Annotated in this window: 16 protein-coding genes; 7 read left to right on the forward strand and 9 right to left on the reverse strand. The window is 59.4% G+C overall.

The genetic code is table 11. From position 1 onward, the window contains the following. Positions 1-21: 21 nt before the first annotated feature. The 3 genes from ppk2 (at position 22) to AB9K37_RS17975 (ending at position 2213) form a co-directional block, all read left to right on the forward strand. The gene (gene ppk2, locus AB9K37_RS17965) at positions 22-888 is read left to right on the forward strand and encodes a polyphosphate kinase 2 (protein ID WP_369841334.1); all 867 of its coding nucleotides are present in this window, start codon (positions 22-24) and stop codon (positions 886-888) included. Then, positions 881-1495 (forward strand): TetR/AcrR family transcriptional regulator, encoded by a 615-nt coding sequence (locus AB9K37_RS17970; protein ID WP_369841336.1) that lies wholly within the window; start codon positions 881-883, stop codon positions 1493-1495. Before ppk2 ends, AB9K37_RS17970 begins: the two co-directional genes overlap by 8 nt. Before the next feature lie 418 nt (positions 1496-1913). After that, positions 1914-2213: a MarR family transcriptional regulator gene (locus AB9K37_RS17975; RefSeq protein WP_369841338.1), complete on the forward strand. Its 300-nt coding sequence runs from the start codon at positions 1914-1916 to the stop codon at positions 2211-2213. 568 nt (positions 2214-2781) lie between these two features. On the opposite strand, the gene rpsI is transcribed toward AB9K37_RS17975, so the two are convergent. The 3 genes from rpsI to AB9K37_RS17990 form a co-directional block, all read right to left on the reverse strand. Continuing rightward, positions 2782-3267 carry a 30S ribosomal protein S9 gene (gene rpsI / locus AB9K37_RS17980; RefSeq protein ID WP_072706526.1) on the reverse strand — a complete coding sequence of 162 codons (486 nt, stop codon included), beginning with the start codon at positions 3265-3267 and terminating at the stop codon, positions 2782-2784. Further along, a complete protein-coding gene (rplM, locus tag AB9K37_RS17985) occupies positions 3267-3731 on the reverse strand; it encodes a 50S ribosomal protein L13 (protein ID WP_293707716.1) in 465 nt (154 codons plus the stop codon). The genes rpsI and rplM overlap by 1 nt, the downstream gene beginning before the upstream one ends. Before the next feature lie 225 nt (positions 3732-3956). Beyond that, positions 3957-4379: a PaaI family thioesterase gene (locus tag AB9K37_RS17990; protein WP_369841342.1), complete on the reverse strand. Its 423-nt coding sequence runs from the start codon at positions 4377-4379 to the stop codon at positions 3957-3959. Between the two features lie 136 nt (positions 4380-4515). Between AB9K37_RS17990 and trmFO the strand changes: the two genes are divergently transcribed. Continuing rightward, positions 4516-5859, forward strand: coding sequence for a methylenetetrahydrofolate--tRNA-(uracil(54)-C(5))-methyltransferase (FADH(2)-oxidizing) TrmFO (gene trmFO, locus AB9K37_RS17995; protein ID WP_369841345.1), 1344 nt, complete (start codon positions 4516-4518; stop codon positions 5857-5859). Further along, positions 5859-6722, forward strand: coding sequence for a tRNA glutamyl-Q(34) synthetase GluQRS (gene gluQRS / locus AB9K37_RS18000; protein WP_369841347.1), 864 nt, complete (start codon positions 5859-5861; stop codon positions 6720-6722). The genes trmFO and gluQRS overlap by 1 nt, the downstream gene beginning before the upstream one ends. A 46-nt stretch (positions 6723-6768) precedes the next feature. On the opposite strand, the gene hisI is transcribed toward gluQRS, so the two are convergent. Further along, positions 6769-7137: a phosphoribosyl-AMP cyclohydrolase gene (gene hisI, locus AB9K37_RS18005; RefSeq protein WP_369841349.1), complete on the reverse strand. Its 369-nt coding sequence runs from the start codon at positions 7135-7137 to the stop codon at positions 6769-6771. 77 nt (positions 7138-7214) lie between these two features. Here hisI and AB9K37_RS18010 point away from each other — a divergent pair, with 77 nt between their 5' ends. Continuing rightward, positions 7215-7667 carry an iron-sulfur cluster assembly scaffold protein gene (locus tag AB9K37_RS18010; RefSeq protein ID WP_369841352.1) on the forward strand — a complete coding sequence of 151 codons (453 nt, stop codon included), beginning with the start codon at positions 7215-7217 and terminating at the stop codon, positions 7665-7667. Positions 7668-7954: 287 nt separating this feature from the next. Here the strand turns inward: AB9K37_RS18010 and AB9K37_RS18015 are convergent, their stop codons facing one another. From AB9K37_RS18015 to AB9K37_RS18035, 5 genes are all read right to left on the reverse strand, one after another. Next, positions 7955-8077, reverse strand: coding sequence for a hypothetical protein (locus AB9K37_RS18015; RefSeq protein ID WP_276326945.1), 123 nt, complete (start codon positions 8075-8077; stop codon positions 7955-7957). Between the two features lie 120 nt (positions 8078-8197). Further along, entirely contained in the window at positions 8198-10285 is a 2088-nt protein-coding gene (gene recG / locus AB9K37_RS18020) for an ATP-dependent DNA helicase RecG (protein WP_369841355.1), read from the reverse strand. Between the two features lie 3 nt (positions 10286-10288). Continuing rightward, positions 10289-12415, reverse strand: coding sequence for an NAD-dependent DNA ligase LigA (gene ligA / locus AB9K37_RS18025; RefSeq protein ID WP_369841357.1), 2127 nt, complete (start codon positions 12413-12415; stop codon positions 10289-10291). A gap of 68 nt (positions 12416-12483) precedes the next feature. Continuing rightward, entirely contained in the window at positions 12484-13203 is a 720-nt protein-coding gene (gene ctrA / locus AB9K37_RS18030) for a response regulator transcription factor CtrA (RefSeq protein WP_369841360.1), read from the reverse strand. Positions 13204-13282: 79 nt separating this feature from the next. Beyond that, a complete protein-coding gene (locus AB9K37_RS18035) occupies positions 13283-13579 on the reverse strand; it encodes a DUF1153 domain-containing protein (RefSeq protein ID WP_369841363.1) in 297 nt (98 codons plus the stop codon). A 130-nt stretch (positions 13580-13709) separates the two neighbouring features. Here AB9K37_RS18035 and mnmA point away from each other — a divergent pair, with 130 nt between their 5' ends. Next, positions 13710-14855: a tRNA 2-thiouridine(34) synthase MnmA gene (mnmA, locus tag AB9K37_RS18040; protein WP_369841366.1), complete on the forward strand. Its 1146-nt coding sequence runs from the start codon at positions 13710-13712 to the stop codon at positions 14853-14855. The last annotated feature ends 22 nt before the right edge of the window (positions 14856-14877 follow it).

Consider the following 14877-nt stretch of genomic DNA (forward strand, 5'->3'; position numbering starts at 1 on the left):
GGTGGAAAAAGAGGTGCCCCTATGAACTTGCCCTTCGACGGTGCGATTTCCGAATTCTACGAATCCGAGGCCGCAGCCGATCTCTGTGCCGCGATCGAGAATGCGGGCAAGAAAGACATCCTAGGCGCCTACCCCTATGACAGCCGGCTCGACAAGAGCACCTACGAGGACACGCTTCACGCCCTGCAGGTCGAACTGGTCAAGCTGCAGCACTGGGTCAAGGACACAGGCGCCCGGATCGCCATCGTCTTCGAAGGGCGCGATGCGGCTGGCAAGGGCGGCACCATCAAGCGCATCCGCGAAAACCTGAATCCACGTGGCTGCCGTGTGGTTGCCCTGTCCAAGCCTTCGGAAACCGAGGCGACCCAGTGGTACTTCCAGCGCTATATTGAACAACTGCCCTCGGGCGGAGAGATCGTTCTGTTCGACCGCAGTTGGTACAACCGCGGCGTGGTGGAAAAGGTCTTTGGCTTTTGCGACGAGGTGCAGCGCGAACATTTCTTCCGTCAGGTGCTGCCGTTTGAGGAAATGCTGGTCGACGAAGGTGTTCATGTCATCAAGGTCTGGCTCAACGTTGGGCGCGCCGAGCAACTGCGCCGCTTCCTTGACCGCGAACAGGACCCCCTGAAGCAATGGAAGCTCAGCTGGATCGATGTCGAAGGTTTGAAACGCTGGGATGCCTATTCCGAGGCGATCCAAGAAACCCTGCTGCGCAGCCATGCCAAACTGAGCCCTTGGCACGTGGTTCGCAGCGATGACAAGCGCCGCGCCCGTATCGAAGTGATCCGCCTGCTTCTGTCAGGATTGGAATACGACCGCAAAGACCATGATGTGGTCGCATCCCCTGATCCGAACATTGTCGGTGGACCGGACCTGCTCCATGTCTAAACGCGGATACCATCACGGCAACCTGCGGCAGGCTTTGGTCGATGCCGCACTCGAATTGGTGCGCGACAAGGGCCCCACGGGCTTTACGCTGTCAGAGGCTGCAAAGCTCGCAGGTGTGACCCCCGCTGCTGTCTACCGCCATTTCCAAGGGCGCGAAGACCTGATCGCCGAAGCCGCGCGCCAAGGCTATTTGATCTTCTCCGATGTGATGGAATTTGCATACAACAAAGGCCAACCCAGTGCGCTTTCTGCCTTTGAGGCCACAGGACGCGCCTACCTCGCCTTTGCCCGAAAGTACCCTGGTCATTACGTTGCAATGTTCGAGTCCGGCATCTCGGTCAATAGATCGCCAGAACTGGCCGAAGCGGCGTCCGGTGCAAACAAAATCCTCGAGCAAGCGGCCACCGTTCTCAGCGAGCGCATTCCAGCAGACAAGCGCCCACCGGCAAACATGTTCTCGGCCCACATCTGGGCCATGAGCCATGGCGTGGTCGAACTCTTTGCGCGGGGCACACCCGGGACAAGGTCCCCTTACTCTCCCGAAGATCTTCTCGAAGCGGGAATCGGTATCTACTTGCGTGGTCTCGGACTGATTTCGAACGACTAATTCTCTGGCTGTGCGTCCCGCGGGCAAAAAAATAGCATTTCCATAGAAATTTTCTTGAAAAATTTTCCTGAAAACGGGGCTTACCGGAACTCCGCTAACGATATTTTAGTGCTTTCTTTGGTTTATGCCTGCGAGACAAAGCAACCATAGGGCGAATAGCGACGTTCGTGGGTGCATCCTGAAAATTCGCAACAAGTAAGCCGATCTCACCCTGCAATATCGCAATCACGCGCATGCCAATGCCCTCAAAGCGATCCGCTTTAATGTAATCTGTAATTACAATACCCAATAAAATAAGGGACAATCTGGGCAAGTATGGTCGCAATGTGGCGAGAATGTGGCTGGACAGCTCGACCTGCCTTCCCCTAGATTGAAATCACACCATTTCTTTCGTGTTATACAGTCTAAGGGTATTCAAATGCATAGCGGATACAAGCAGCTCGCAGCGATGCGCGAACTTCTTTACCAACTCGAGCAAGACATGGGGCTCGACGATATGTCGCAAAACGAGAAGGATATTCTCTATGCCTTCCACATGATCGCCGAGTCCAAGATCGATGCCGATGTTCATTCGGAGTCGATCCGATCGCACAATACCGTCCGCGCCATGAAGCACGCGACTTACCACCGCACGCTGAAACGGCTTCTGGATCAAGGCTTTATCGAGCACGCACCGCAACGCAAGACCGGCCTCTACCGCCTGGCCACCGCTCACTGATCGGCCCAATCGGCCACGCCTGCAGGGAAATTTCGCCCGTATGCAGAAGATATCAAGGTGCTCTCGTCTGCCAGAGGGCACCTTTTTCGTTCCACAGCCAATTTGTGGCAAAGATCGTAAATCGCTATTTACGCAAATCATCCCGCAAAAATCCCGCCAACCTTGAGCATATGCGCAATGTTCTGGCGCATTCACGGCTTTGGGAACGCTCGGCAACCCCCAATGAGCTGCTCAGTCGAAGGGTCCGACGAGAGTCAAATCTCGGACAATCGGTGTTCCCAATCTTCACAGTCTTAGGTGAACCGAGAGCGATGACCTCTGCCCCACAGCGCTCTCTGGCCGCACGCTTTCTACTGGCGCATTCTTAAAATGCGACTTCCGAGCAGAGCCTTTCCGAGGTCATTCAACGCACTTCATCCAGAACCGCCGCGCCAGCGCTGGCCTTGCCTTGAGCCGCGAATGCGTTGCGCCCGAAACATGCCTCTTGTCCAGCTTCCCGCCCCTTGAAAACGGAAACAGGCGCGTACGAAAGCACGCGCCTGCCAAAATCGTCTTCGGAAGCTCCGAATTAGCGCTTCGAGAACTGGAAGCTACGACGTGCCTTACGACGGCCGAACTTCTTACGTTCAACAACGCGGCTGTCGCGGGTCAGGAAGCCAGCGGCTTTCAGCGCGCCACGCAGCGAGGGATCGTACAGCTGCAGAGCTTTGGAGATGCCGTGCTTGACCGCACCAGCTTGGCCCGACAGACCGCCGCCTTTGACGGTGGCGTAAACGTCGAACTGATCTTCAACGCCGGCAACCTCGAAAGGCTGACGCAGGATCATCTGCAGAACGGGACGTGCAAAGTACACGTTCAGTTCGCGACCGTTGACGGTCACTTTACCGGAACCGGGCTTGATCCAAACACGGGCAACAGCGTCTTTACGCTTGCCGGTGGCGTAGGAACGACCCAGCTCGTCACGGACGGGCTCACGGGGTGCGTCGATCTCGATTGCTGCGACGTCACCTGCAACGGCGCCGAGTTCTTCGAGCGAGTTGACTTGATCGGCCATTATTTCGCAGTCCTCGTGTTCTTGGAGTTCAGCACTTTGACGTCAACGACTTCAGGTGCCTGAGCTTCGTGGGGGTGTTCAGTACCCGCGTAAACGCGCAGGTTGGTCATCAGCTGGCGCGACAGGCGGTTGCCGGGCAGCATACGCTGAACAGCTTTCTGAACCACACGCTCGGGGTGCGCGCCGTCCAGGATTTCCTGCTTGGTGCGCGACTTGATGCCGCCGGGGTGGCCAGTGTGCCAGTAGAAACGCTCTTCGCGCTTCTTGCCGGTCATCTGGATTTTCTCAGCATTGATGATGATGACGTTGTCACCGCAATCCATGTGAGGCGTGAAGGACGGCTTGTGCTTGCCGCGCAGACGCGTTGCGACGATCGACGCAAGACGGCCCAGAACGACGCCTTCAGCGTCGATCAGGATCCATTTCTTCTCGATGTCTGCAGGCTTTGCAGAGAAGGTTTTCATGGTCAGGATATCCTGGGTTTCATTAAATTAAGGTCGAGCCGAGTGCGGCCTCAGCCTCACCCGAATTCGGATTGGCGTCTTATACAGCCCTTCGAACCCCAGTCAAGCGCCCTTAAGTGATCAAAACCCTTATAAAACAATGGCTTAAAAAATAGGTATCAAAATACCCCATATTTTACGCCATCCTCGGGCTTCTTTTTGCACCAAATACTCAAAATCCAATGTTCAGCCACTTGGCGGGATGGAATAGGTCATGCTCGCCCGCGCCACAGGCCGTGCATCCCCCTCGGAATAGATCAGAACGTCGCCCACCGCCAACACGCGCCCCAGCTTCAAAATGCGGCATTCCGCCACCAGATCGACACCCGCCACCGGTTTGCGCATGAAATCAATCGAACAGTTGGTCGTCACAGCAAGGCCGACCGGCCCGATCACCGCCAGAACCGCCAGATAGATGCCCACATCCGCCAGCGCGAACATGGTGGGTCCAGACACCGTGCCACCGGGCCGTAGATGCTCTTCTTTGACGTTCAAGCGCACCTTAAGCGTGCCTGCGCCGACCTCCAGAATGGTGAACATGTCGCCCACCTGCGGAAAGTCTCGCGCCAGAAAGGCCTCCAACGCGGCCACATCCATCTTCAGTTCCATTTGCCCCTCCCGTCTTGCGCATCCCACAATGGCGCGCGAAACCCAAACAGCAAGCCCTGCCAGAAGTGACGTCCGGGCATTTTACGAACCGCCTTTCCCCTTTCCAAACGCGCGCGAAAGCCCTAGATCGCGCGTCATGGACAAGACATTGCATATCATCGGCGGCGGAATGGCCGGCTCCGAGGCCGCCTGGCAGGCCGCGAACATGGGCGTTTACGTGGTCATCCACGAGATGCGCCCCAAGGTCGAAACCTTTGCCCACCAGACCGGCAATCTGGCCGAGATGGTGTGCTCGAACTCCTTCCGTTCAGACGATGACGAACAGAACGCCGTGGGCCTGCTGCATTGGGAAATGCGCGCGGCGAACGGGATCATCATGACCACTGCCGACAAGCACCGCATTCCAGCGGGTGGTGCGCTGGCCGTAGACCGCGATCCCTTTGCCGAAACGGTCACGCAAACCCTGCGCGCCCTGCCCAATGTCAGCGTCTCCGAAGAAGAGATCACCGAGCTGCCCACGGAAGGCAACTGGATCATCGCCACTGGCCCCCTGACCAGCACCGCGCTGGGTCAGTCGATCCAGGCCGCCACCGCGCAGGACCATCTGGCCTTCTTCGATGCGATCGCGCCCATCGTCTATGCGGACAGCATCGATATGTCCCAAGCGTGGATGCAGTCCCGCTATGACAAGGGCGAAACCGAAGAAGAGCGCACCGCCTACCTCAACTGCCCCATGAACAAAGAGCAGTACGAGGCCTTTATCGACGCGCTTCTGGCCGCAGACAAAACCGAATTCCACGAGGGCGAGACCGCAGGTTACTTCGACGGCTGCCTGCCGATCGAGGTGATGGCCGAACGCGGCCGCGAGACCCTGCGCCACGGCCCGATGAAGCCCGTCGGCCTGACCAACCCGCACAAGCCCGAAGAAAAGGCCTACGCCGTTGTCCAGCTGCGCCGCGACAACGCCCTTGGCACGCTGTTCAACATCGTCGGCTTCCAGACCAAGATGAAATACGGCGCGCAGACCGAGGTTTTCCGCATGATCCCCGGTTTGGAGAACGCCAGCTTTGCCCGCCTTGGCGGCATCCACCGGAACACCTTTATCAACTCGCCGACCCTGCTGGACAGCCGCCTGCGGATGAAGGCGCGCCCGAATGTGCGCTTCGCAGGCCAAATCACCGGCGTCGAAGGCTACGTTGAATCCGCAGCGATGGGTCTGCTGGCCGGTCGTTTCGCCGCCGCCGAGATCCTCGGTCAGGACATCCCCGAAGTCCCGCTGGAAACCGCGATGGGCAGCCTCGTGAACCACATCACCGGCGGCGCGGATGCGAAAACCTTCCAGCCGATGAACGTGAACTTTGGCCTCTTCCAGCCTCTGGAAGACGTGCGCGGTGGCCGCAAGGGCCGTAAAGTCCGGTACAAAGGCTACACCGACCGCGCCAAAGAGATGTGGCAACAATGGCTTACCAGCCAAAGCTAATGCGAACACGATTTGCGCCGTCGCCCACAGGGCCCCTGCATTTGGGGCACGCCTTTTCGGCCCTGACGGCGGCGCATCTCGCCCAATCACTTGGCGGCGAATTCCTGCTGCGGATCGAAGACATTGACCAATCCCGCGCCCGCCCCGAGTGGGAGGCGCAGATTTACGACGATCTGACATGGCTCGGCCTCTCATGGCCCACGCCCGTCATGCGCCAGTCAGATCGCATGCCCTCCTACCGCGCCGCGCTGCAAACCCTGTGGGACATGGACCTGCTCTATCCCTGCACCTGCAAACGCCGCGATATCGAAGCCGCCATGTCAGCTCCCCAAGAGGGCGTTCCCACCCACGGCCCCGACGGCCTAATCTATCCAGGCACCTGCCGTACCAAACCAAAACCAGCCCACATGCCCGATGGCGAAACCCTGCGCCTCGACATGGCCAAGGCCGTCGCGACCATCGGCACCGAAACTCTGACCTTCACCGAAATCGGCCCCGTCCACACGGGCACCCACATCGTTGATCTGAGCAAAGCCGATCAAACCCTCGGCGACATTGTCCTCGCCCGCCGTGACATGGGCACGTCCTATCATCTGTCAGTCGTCATCGACGACGCGGACCAAGGCATCACCCACGTCACTCGGGGCTCCGACCTGTTTGAGGCCACCCAGATCCACGTGATCCTACAGGCCCTCCTGAACAAACCGGTTCCGAACTACCACCACCACGACCTGATCCGCGACGCGCAAGGCAAACGCTTGGCCAAACGCGATGACGCCCGTGCCATCGCCCTCTACCGCGCCGAAGGAAAAACCCCGCAGGACATTGCGACCCTGACAAACGCGCCAGTTTCATTTTGCTGAAAATACTCTGGGGGAATCCGCGCAGCGGATGGGGGCAGCGCCCCCCTCAGACCATCGGGTCCATCAACTCGACAGTCTCACCCTCGCGCACAGCCGTGTAAAAACAGCTGCGACGGTTTGTGTGACACGCAGGCCCTTCCTGACGCACCATTACCAGAATGCAGTCCTGATCGCAGTCATACCGGAAATCGACCAACGTCTGCAGATGCCCGCTGGTCTCGCCCTTGACCCAGAACGCCTGACGGGACCGCGACCAGTAGGTCACTTTGCCCGTTTCCAGTGTCTTGGCCACCGACTCCGCGTTCATCCACGCCATCATCAACACCTCATGGGTCTCGGCATCCTGCGCGATGGCGGGGATCAACCCCTTATCGTCGTATTTCAAACTTGCCGGATCAAATGCCGCGGAGGTCATGTGGAAAATCCTTTTGCTTCGGTCGTGCAAGGCCTATCTATGCGGAACTGACCCCAAGAGAAAGCCTCGGAGGACGCATGTCGAACGAGAACGACCTGATGAAGCTCTATTCCCAGCGTATTCTCGCGCTGGCAGCCGAGATTCCCCATACAGGCCGGCTCGACGCGCCTCAGGCCAGCGTCAAGAAACGCTCGCCCCTTTGCGGGTCCACCGTCACCGTAGATGTCGATGTCGAGGACGGCAAAGTCAGCCGCTACGCCGCAGACGTCAAAGCCTGCGCCTTGGGGCAAGCGTCGGCCAGTGTTGTCGGGTCTGCCGCGATCGGCCGGACGAGCGCCGAGATCAACAAAGCCCGTGACGAGATGAAGGCGATGCTGCGCGAGGGCGCCGATGCACCGACCGCTCCGTTCGAAGGGCTAGAAGCTTTGCTGCCCGCGCGAGAATACAAGAACCGCCATGCGTCGATCATGCTGACCTTGGACGCGTTGAGCGAAGCGGTAGCCGAGGCCGAAGCGGCGCAGACCGTATAAGTTTTTGATGATTGGTGAACGTGTAAAGGGGGGCTGTCTGCCCCCTCTTGGTGCTTGGGCACCAATTCACCCCCGAGAGTATTTTCACCAAAGTGAAAGCACGAGCGCCCTGGCCCGCGTGCGCATAAAAAAACCGCCGCGCATCCCGGCAAGGATGGCGGCGGAGAGGACGGTTCGTACCGGACTAAGGTTCAACCAGTAGGCGCTGGCAGAACAAGACGGGCAGTCAGGCCGCAAATTGGGACATGGCGGCAAGTCCGGTCGGCAGAGAACCGCGGGATGGGCAATCAGAAGAACATCGGCAAGTGAAGCGCCCCGACCAGCATGACCATCAACGAGGCCGCACCGATCATATCGGGAATGAAAGTGTCTGCGTTACGCGCGAGGGTCAGTTTGATCTGGCGGGCCATTTTGTACGCTCCGTTCGCTCAATGTTCCTGTTGCCTCTTTGTTCTCATAGCTTAACGATTCGGTAAAGAACTTTTTGAGAACAAACGTGAACATTTCGGAACACCGTGTGATCGAAGCACTTAACCCACTGAAATCAAACGGATCGCCTGATCTTGCTCCATGAGCCAAAGAAGCGTTCTGGCAGACTTGCCACGCTCAGATGTCAGGTGCGGGTCCGTCGTCAGCAGCGCGCGCGCATCGGTTTGGGCCGTCGCCATCAAATCTGCCTGCCGCTCCATATCGGCGATCCGGAATCGTGGCAGGCCCGATTGCGCGGTCCCGATCAGGTCACCTGCCCCGCGCATTTGCAGATCCACCTCACTGATACGAAAGCCGTCCTCGGTATCGCGCAACGTGGTCAGGCGGCGCTGGCCGGTCTCGGACAGCGGGGGTTGGTACATAAGTAGGCACGTCGAAGCCGCCGCGCCGCGCCCCACCCGTCCGCGCAACTGGTGAAGCTGCGCAAGGCCGAAAATCTCGGCCCGTTCGATGACCATAATCGAGGCATTGGGCACGTTCACCCCCACCTCGATCACTGTGGTCGCGACCAGCACCTTGGTCTCGCCCGACTGGAACCGCGCCATCGCTGTGTCTTTTTGATCGGGCGGCATCTGGCCGTGGACCAGATCGACCACACCTTCTCCGAGTGCCGCGCGCAGGCGTTCGAACCGCTCTTGGGCAGAGGTCAGGTCAGAGACCTCGCTCTCTTCTACCAGCGGGCAAACCCAGTAAGCCTGACGCCCTTGCGAAATCGCGTGGCGCAGATGCTCTGTCACTTCGTCCATGCGCTCGTTCGAGATGAGCGCGGTTTTCACTGGTGTGCGCCCCGGTGGCTTTTCGTCGAGGATCGAGACATCCATATCCCCGAATTGAGTCAGCGCCAGGCTGCGCGGGATTGGAGTCGCGGTCATGACCAGTACATCGACCGCGCGCCCCTTGCGCCCCAGCTCCAGCCGCTGCGCAACACCAAATCGGTGCTGTTCATCGATCACCGCAAGGCGCAGATCGTGGAATTCGACGTCCTTTTGGAAAACCGCATGGGTTCCGACCAGAATGTGGATATTCCCCTTGGCCAGCGCCTCCAGCTTGGCCTTGCGCTCTTTGCCCTTGTCGCGTCCCGTGAGAAGCTCGATCACCACACCCGCGCTTTCGGCCAGAGGCTGCAGTCCCTCCATGTGCTGACGCGCGAGGATCTCGGTCGGGGCCATCATCACACCCTGCCCGCCAGCCTCGACCGCGACCAGCAGTGACATCAGCGCGACCAAGGTTTTCCCGGCACCCACATCGCCCTGCAAGAGCCGGTTCATGCGCACGGGCCGTGCCAGATCATCGCTGATTTCGCGAATGGCCCGCTCTTGGGCGCCCGTCGGGCGATACGGCAGCGCCGCCAGAACCCGCCGTTGCATCCGACCCGAGGCAACCGAGGGCAAGCCGGGCTTTTCGCGGCGCGACGCGCGGGCAAGCCCCAAAGTCAATTGGTGCGCAAAGAATTCGTCATAGGCCAGACGCGTCCGCGCTGGCGCCTCGGCTGCCAAATCCCCCCCGTTTTCGGGGGTATGTGCGGCGGTCAAAGCCTCGCGCCACGCGGGCCAGCCTTTTTGCTTCATCAAGGACGGGTCGATCCACTCGGGCAGATCCGGCGCCATGTCCAGCGCGCTGGCCACACCCTTGATCACCTGTTTTGCCGTCACGCCAGAGGTCAGCGCATAGGTCGGTTCAAAGGGCGGGATTGACGCCTCTTCGTCCATCGGAACCACATGATCGGGGTGTGCGATCTGGGGGATGCCGTCGAAAAATTCAACCTTGCCCGAGATGATCCGCTCTTCACCCTCCGGCAGAATTTGCTGCAAGTAGCGGTCCCGCGCGTGGAAAAACACCAAGGGAAAACTGACCTGCGCATCCTCGACCATCACACGGTAAGGGCGGCCACGGCCCGTTGGCGGCGTATGGCGCAAGACGCGCGCCGCGACGGTGACAACTTCGCCCGTTGTCGCCCCTTGGACCGTCTCGCGCCGCGCACGGCTGATCCCGCTATAGGGCAAGTGAAACAGCAGGTCCCGCGGACGGGTGATCCGCAGGTTTTCCATCGCTTCGGCGGTCTTTGGGCCGATCCCGTTCAGGGTTTCCAGCCCCCCAAACAGCGGGAACAGAATTTCGGGACGGCTCATGGATCAGGCCTGCCCGATCAGTTCGAGCCAGCCGTCCTCGTCCAAGGTCTCGATCCCCAACTCTGCGGCCTTTTTCGCCTTGGAGCCAGCACCGGGACCGGCGACCAGAATGTCCGTCTTGGCACTGACCGAGCCAGATACCTTGGCCCCCAGCGCCTCGGCGCGGGCTTTGGCCTCGGCCCGTGTCATCTTTTCGAGGGTCCCCGTAAAGACCACGGTTTTACCGGCGACAGGGCTGCCATCGGTGGACGGCGCGGCCACATCTTGCACCTCGAGCTCAGCGATCAAGCGGTCGATGCTGGCGCGCTCGGCCTCTTGGGCAAAGGCGGTCACGATCGACCGCGCCAGTACCGTGCCCACGCCATCCACGGACAACAGGTCGGCCCATGCCTCGCTGCTTTCATCATGGGCGGCGTCGAGCGCTGTGGTCAGCGCATCCCAGCTGCCATAGTGGCGGGCGAGCAACCGGCTGACCTGTTCGCCCACATGACGGATGCCAAGCCCGAACAGCACGCGATCCAGACCGATTTTCCGTCTTTCATCAATGGCGTCAAAGAGTTTCTTCGCGCTCTTGTCGCCCCAGCCTTCGCGGTTCTTCAGCTGTTGCATGCCGCTGCCGTACCGCTCGCGCAGCCTGAAAATGTCTGCGGGCTCTTTGATCCACTCATCTTTGTAGAACTGCTCGACCTGCTTGGCGCCCATCCCGTCGATGTCAAAGGCTGCGCGGCTGACCAGATGCTTCAGCTTCTCGACCGCTTGTGCGGGGCAAATCATTCCGCCAGAGCACCGGCGCACACTATCGCCCTCTTCGCGGATCGCCTCTGATCCGCACTCAGGGCAAACCGTCGGAAAGTCATACTTTTCAGACCCTTCGGGGCGCTTATTCAGGTCGACATCGGCAATTTTGGGGATCACATCGCCCGCACGATACACCTGCACCCAATCGCCTACGCGAATGTCACGTCCTTCGCGGATCAGGTTGCCGGCGTTGTCGCGGCCTTCGATGTAGTCCTCGTTATGCAGCGTCGCATTGGACACAACCACACCGCCAACCGTCACAGGGGTCAAACGCGCAACGGGGCTCAGCGCGCCCGTGCGGCCGACCTGAATATCTATCGCCTCGAGCCGTGTCCAAGCCAGTTCAGCGGGGAATTTATGGGCAATCGCCCAACGCGGCGTGGTACTGCGGAAGCCCAGACGCTCTTGCAGGGCTAGGGTATTCACCTTGTAGACCACGCCGTCGATGTCGTAGCCCAAGGTTGCCCGCTTCTGTTCGATCATGCGGTAGTGGGCGATCATATCGTCTGGCCCGTTGCAAATCGCGGTCAGCGGATTGGTCTGGAACCCAAGATGTGCCAGCCTCTCAATCGCTCCCATCTGGGTGTCGGCCAAAGGCGCGGACAGCTCGCCCCACGCATAGGCAAAAAACCGCAGCGGGCGCGCTTCGGTAATTTTAGCATCAAGCTGGCGCAGGGAGCCTGCCGCCGCGTTGCGCGGATTGGCGAAGACTTTGCCACCGCGTTCTTGGTGACGGGCATTGAGGGCCTCGAAGTCATCGTGCGACATGTAGACTTCGCCGCGAACCTCCAAAACATCGGGCACGTCCGTCAGCGTCTGCGGAATATCTTTGATGGTGCGGGCGTTGGCGGTCACATCTTCGCCCTCGGCCCCGTCGCCGCGCGTTGCAGCGTAGATCAATTTGCCCTTTTCATAGCGCAAGCTCAGGGACAGGCCGTCAATCTTCGGCTCTGCTGTAAAGGCCAGATCACCCGCAGACATGCCAAGGTAGCGCGCGATGCCATCCACAAAATCCGTGACATCCTCATCATCGAAGGCATTTGACAGTGACATCATCCGCACGCGGTGCTGAATTTTGCCAAAGCCTTCGGCGGGCGCAGCACCGACTTGCTCTGACGGGCTATCTTCGCGCTTCAGTTCGGGGAATCGCGCCTCAATTGCCGCGTTACGCGCTTTGAGCGCATCGTATTCAGCGTCTGAAATCTCGGGCGCATCTTTTTGGTGATAGGCCGCATTTGCCGCACCCAACAGGCCAGCCAGACGCTCCAGCTCTGCACGCGCTCCGGTTTCGTCCAATGCCTCGACCGGCGTGTCGTGAAAATCCTGGCTCATGAGGCACCCCAAACGCAATTCCGTGTGCCTGATGGTTTAGGACGGTGCGTGCCGGTCGTCCAGTCGCCTCAGCCGCCGACGGCGATCTGTTTGTTTGTCGCGCCTGCCGCGTCCGAAGGATCGCGCATCACATAGCCGCGCCCCCAAACGGTTTCGATATGGGTTTCACCGCCAGTCGCTTTTGCCAGCTTTTTCCGAATCTTGCAGATAAAAACGTCGATGATCTTGAGTTCCGGTTCATCCATCCCGCCGTAAAGATGGTTCAGAAACATCTCTTTGGTCAGCGTGGTCCCTTTGCGCAGGCTCAGGAGTTCCAGCATCTGATATTCTTTGCCGGTCAGGTGTACCGGATCACCCTCGATATCGACAGTCTTGGCATCGAGGTTCACGTTGATGCGCCCCGTGCGAATGACCGACTGCGAATGCCCTTTCGATCGGCGGATGATCGCGTGAATACGCGCAACCAGTTCGTCGCGGTGGAACGGCTTGGTCAGGTAATCATCAGCACCGAACCCGAACCCTTTGAGTTTACTCTCGGTGTCGTCTGACCCAGACAGGATCAGCGCGGGCGTCTCAACCCGCGCCAAGCGGACCTGGCGCAACACTTCGTGACCGCTCATGTCCGGTAGTGACAGATCCAAGAGGATCAAATCGTAATCATACAACTTCGCCAGCTCGACACCTTCTTCGCCAAAGGCGGTCGAATACACATTCAGGTTGGCGTGCCCCAGCATCAATTCAATGCTCTTGGTGGTCGCCGGATCATCCTCAATCAGTAAAATACGCATATATAAGATTCCCAATACTCATGAACCATCTTGCGCACAGACTGCCTGACGAAGGTTAACTGCACGTTACCAATTAACCTTATCTTTCATAATCCCCTTTAGGTTGTCTATAATTTTGTACCTGCGTCGCCTTCAAAGCTGTTGATCCGTATGAATTAAGTGCCGAATCCCAGCTATTCAGTTCTTCGTCCGAGAGGCCATACTTCTCTAAGGCAGATTTACGACTCAGTAGGCCGTGCCGCACTGCCAGAACAACCGCTTCTTTGCGCGAGGCAACCCATCGCAGAGTATTGGCTGGCGGCAGGTCCGCGTGGCTGAGTACTCGACCATCGGGCAGCGCCACAGTGCGCACGCCCTCTACACGTTTTAGAAACATATCAGTCCCCTTTTTGCTTCCCACACAGGGAAAATCGACCAAGGGACTTAATAGGACCTGAAACCGGGTCTTGAGAGTACTGAGGATTTTCATATATTCTGCAGGTTCCAAACCCGCAGGAGTATGCCCCATGGCGCTGGACAACGGCACCCCGCTCAATTCCCTTGGTTTCGCCAAGCCCCCGTCGGAGACCCGCGTGGTCGTCGCGATGTCGGGCGGCGTGGACAGTTCGGTTGTGGCCGCGCAGCTTGCCGAAGAAGGCTATGACGTGGTCGGCGTGACCTTGCAGCTGTACGATCACGGGGCAGCGCTGGCGAAAAAGGGCGCGTGCTGCGCGGGCATCGACATCCACGATGCGCGCCGCGTGGCCGAAAAGATGGGCTTCCCCCATTACGTTCTGGATTATGAGAACATTTTTAAGGATGCGGTGATCGACGAGTTCGCCGACAGCTATCTGGCTGGCGCGACCCCCGTGCCCTGCATCCGCTGCAACGAGCGTGTGAAGTTCAAAGACCTGCTCGAAACCGCGCGGGATTTGGACGCCGACTGCATGGCGACCGGCCACTATATTCAACGCAAAGACGGTGCGAATGGCCCCGAGCTGCACTGCGCCGCCGATGCGAACCGCGATCAGAGCTATTTCCTGTTCTCGACCACGCCAGAACAGCTGTCCTATCTGCGCTTCCCCTTGGGCCATCTGCCGTCCAAAGACGCGACCCGCGAGTTGGCCGCGAAGTATGGCCTGAGTGTGGCGGACAAGCCCGACAGTCAGGACATTTGCTTTGTCCCGAACGGCAACTATGCCAGCGTGATCGAAAAGCTGCGCCCCGGTGCGGCAGAGCCCGGCCAGATCGTTCATGCGGACGGCCGCGTCTTGGGCGAGCATAACGGCGTGATCCACTACACCATCGGCCAGCGTCGCGGCCTTGGGATCGGCGGGCTGTCAGAGCCGCTCTATGTGGTCAAGCTGGACGTGGACAAAAAGCAGGTCATCGTTGGCCCCAAAGAGCTGCTGGCCACCCGCAAAGTTCCCGTGCGCGAGATCAACTGGCTAGGCGACGGTCCGTTCACCGATATGGCCGAACGCGAGATCGCGGTCAAAGTCCGCAGCACCCGCCCGCCCGCGCCTGCAATCCTGCGCCCGATCAGCGAGACCGAGGCAGAGGTTGAACTCCTGACCGCCGAAGAAGGCATCAGCCCCGGTCAGGCCTGCGTGTTCTACGATCCTGACAGCACCCGCATTCTAGGTGGCGGCTGGATTTGGCGCGGATACTGATCCTTTGCCACTATCGCGTGGC

Origin of the sequence: Donghicola sp. XS_ASV15 (assembly GCF_041224595.1) — a bacterium.
Classification (GTDB): Bacteria; Pseudomonadota; Alphaproteobacteria; order Rhodobacterales; family Rhodobacteraceae; genus Donghicola.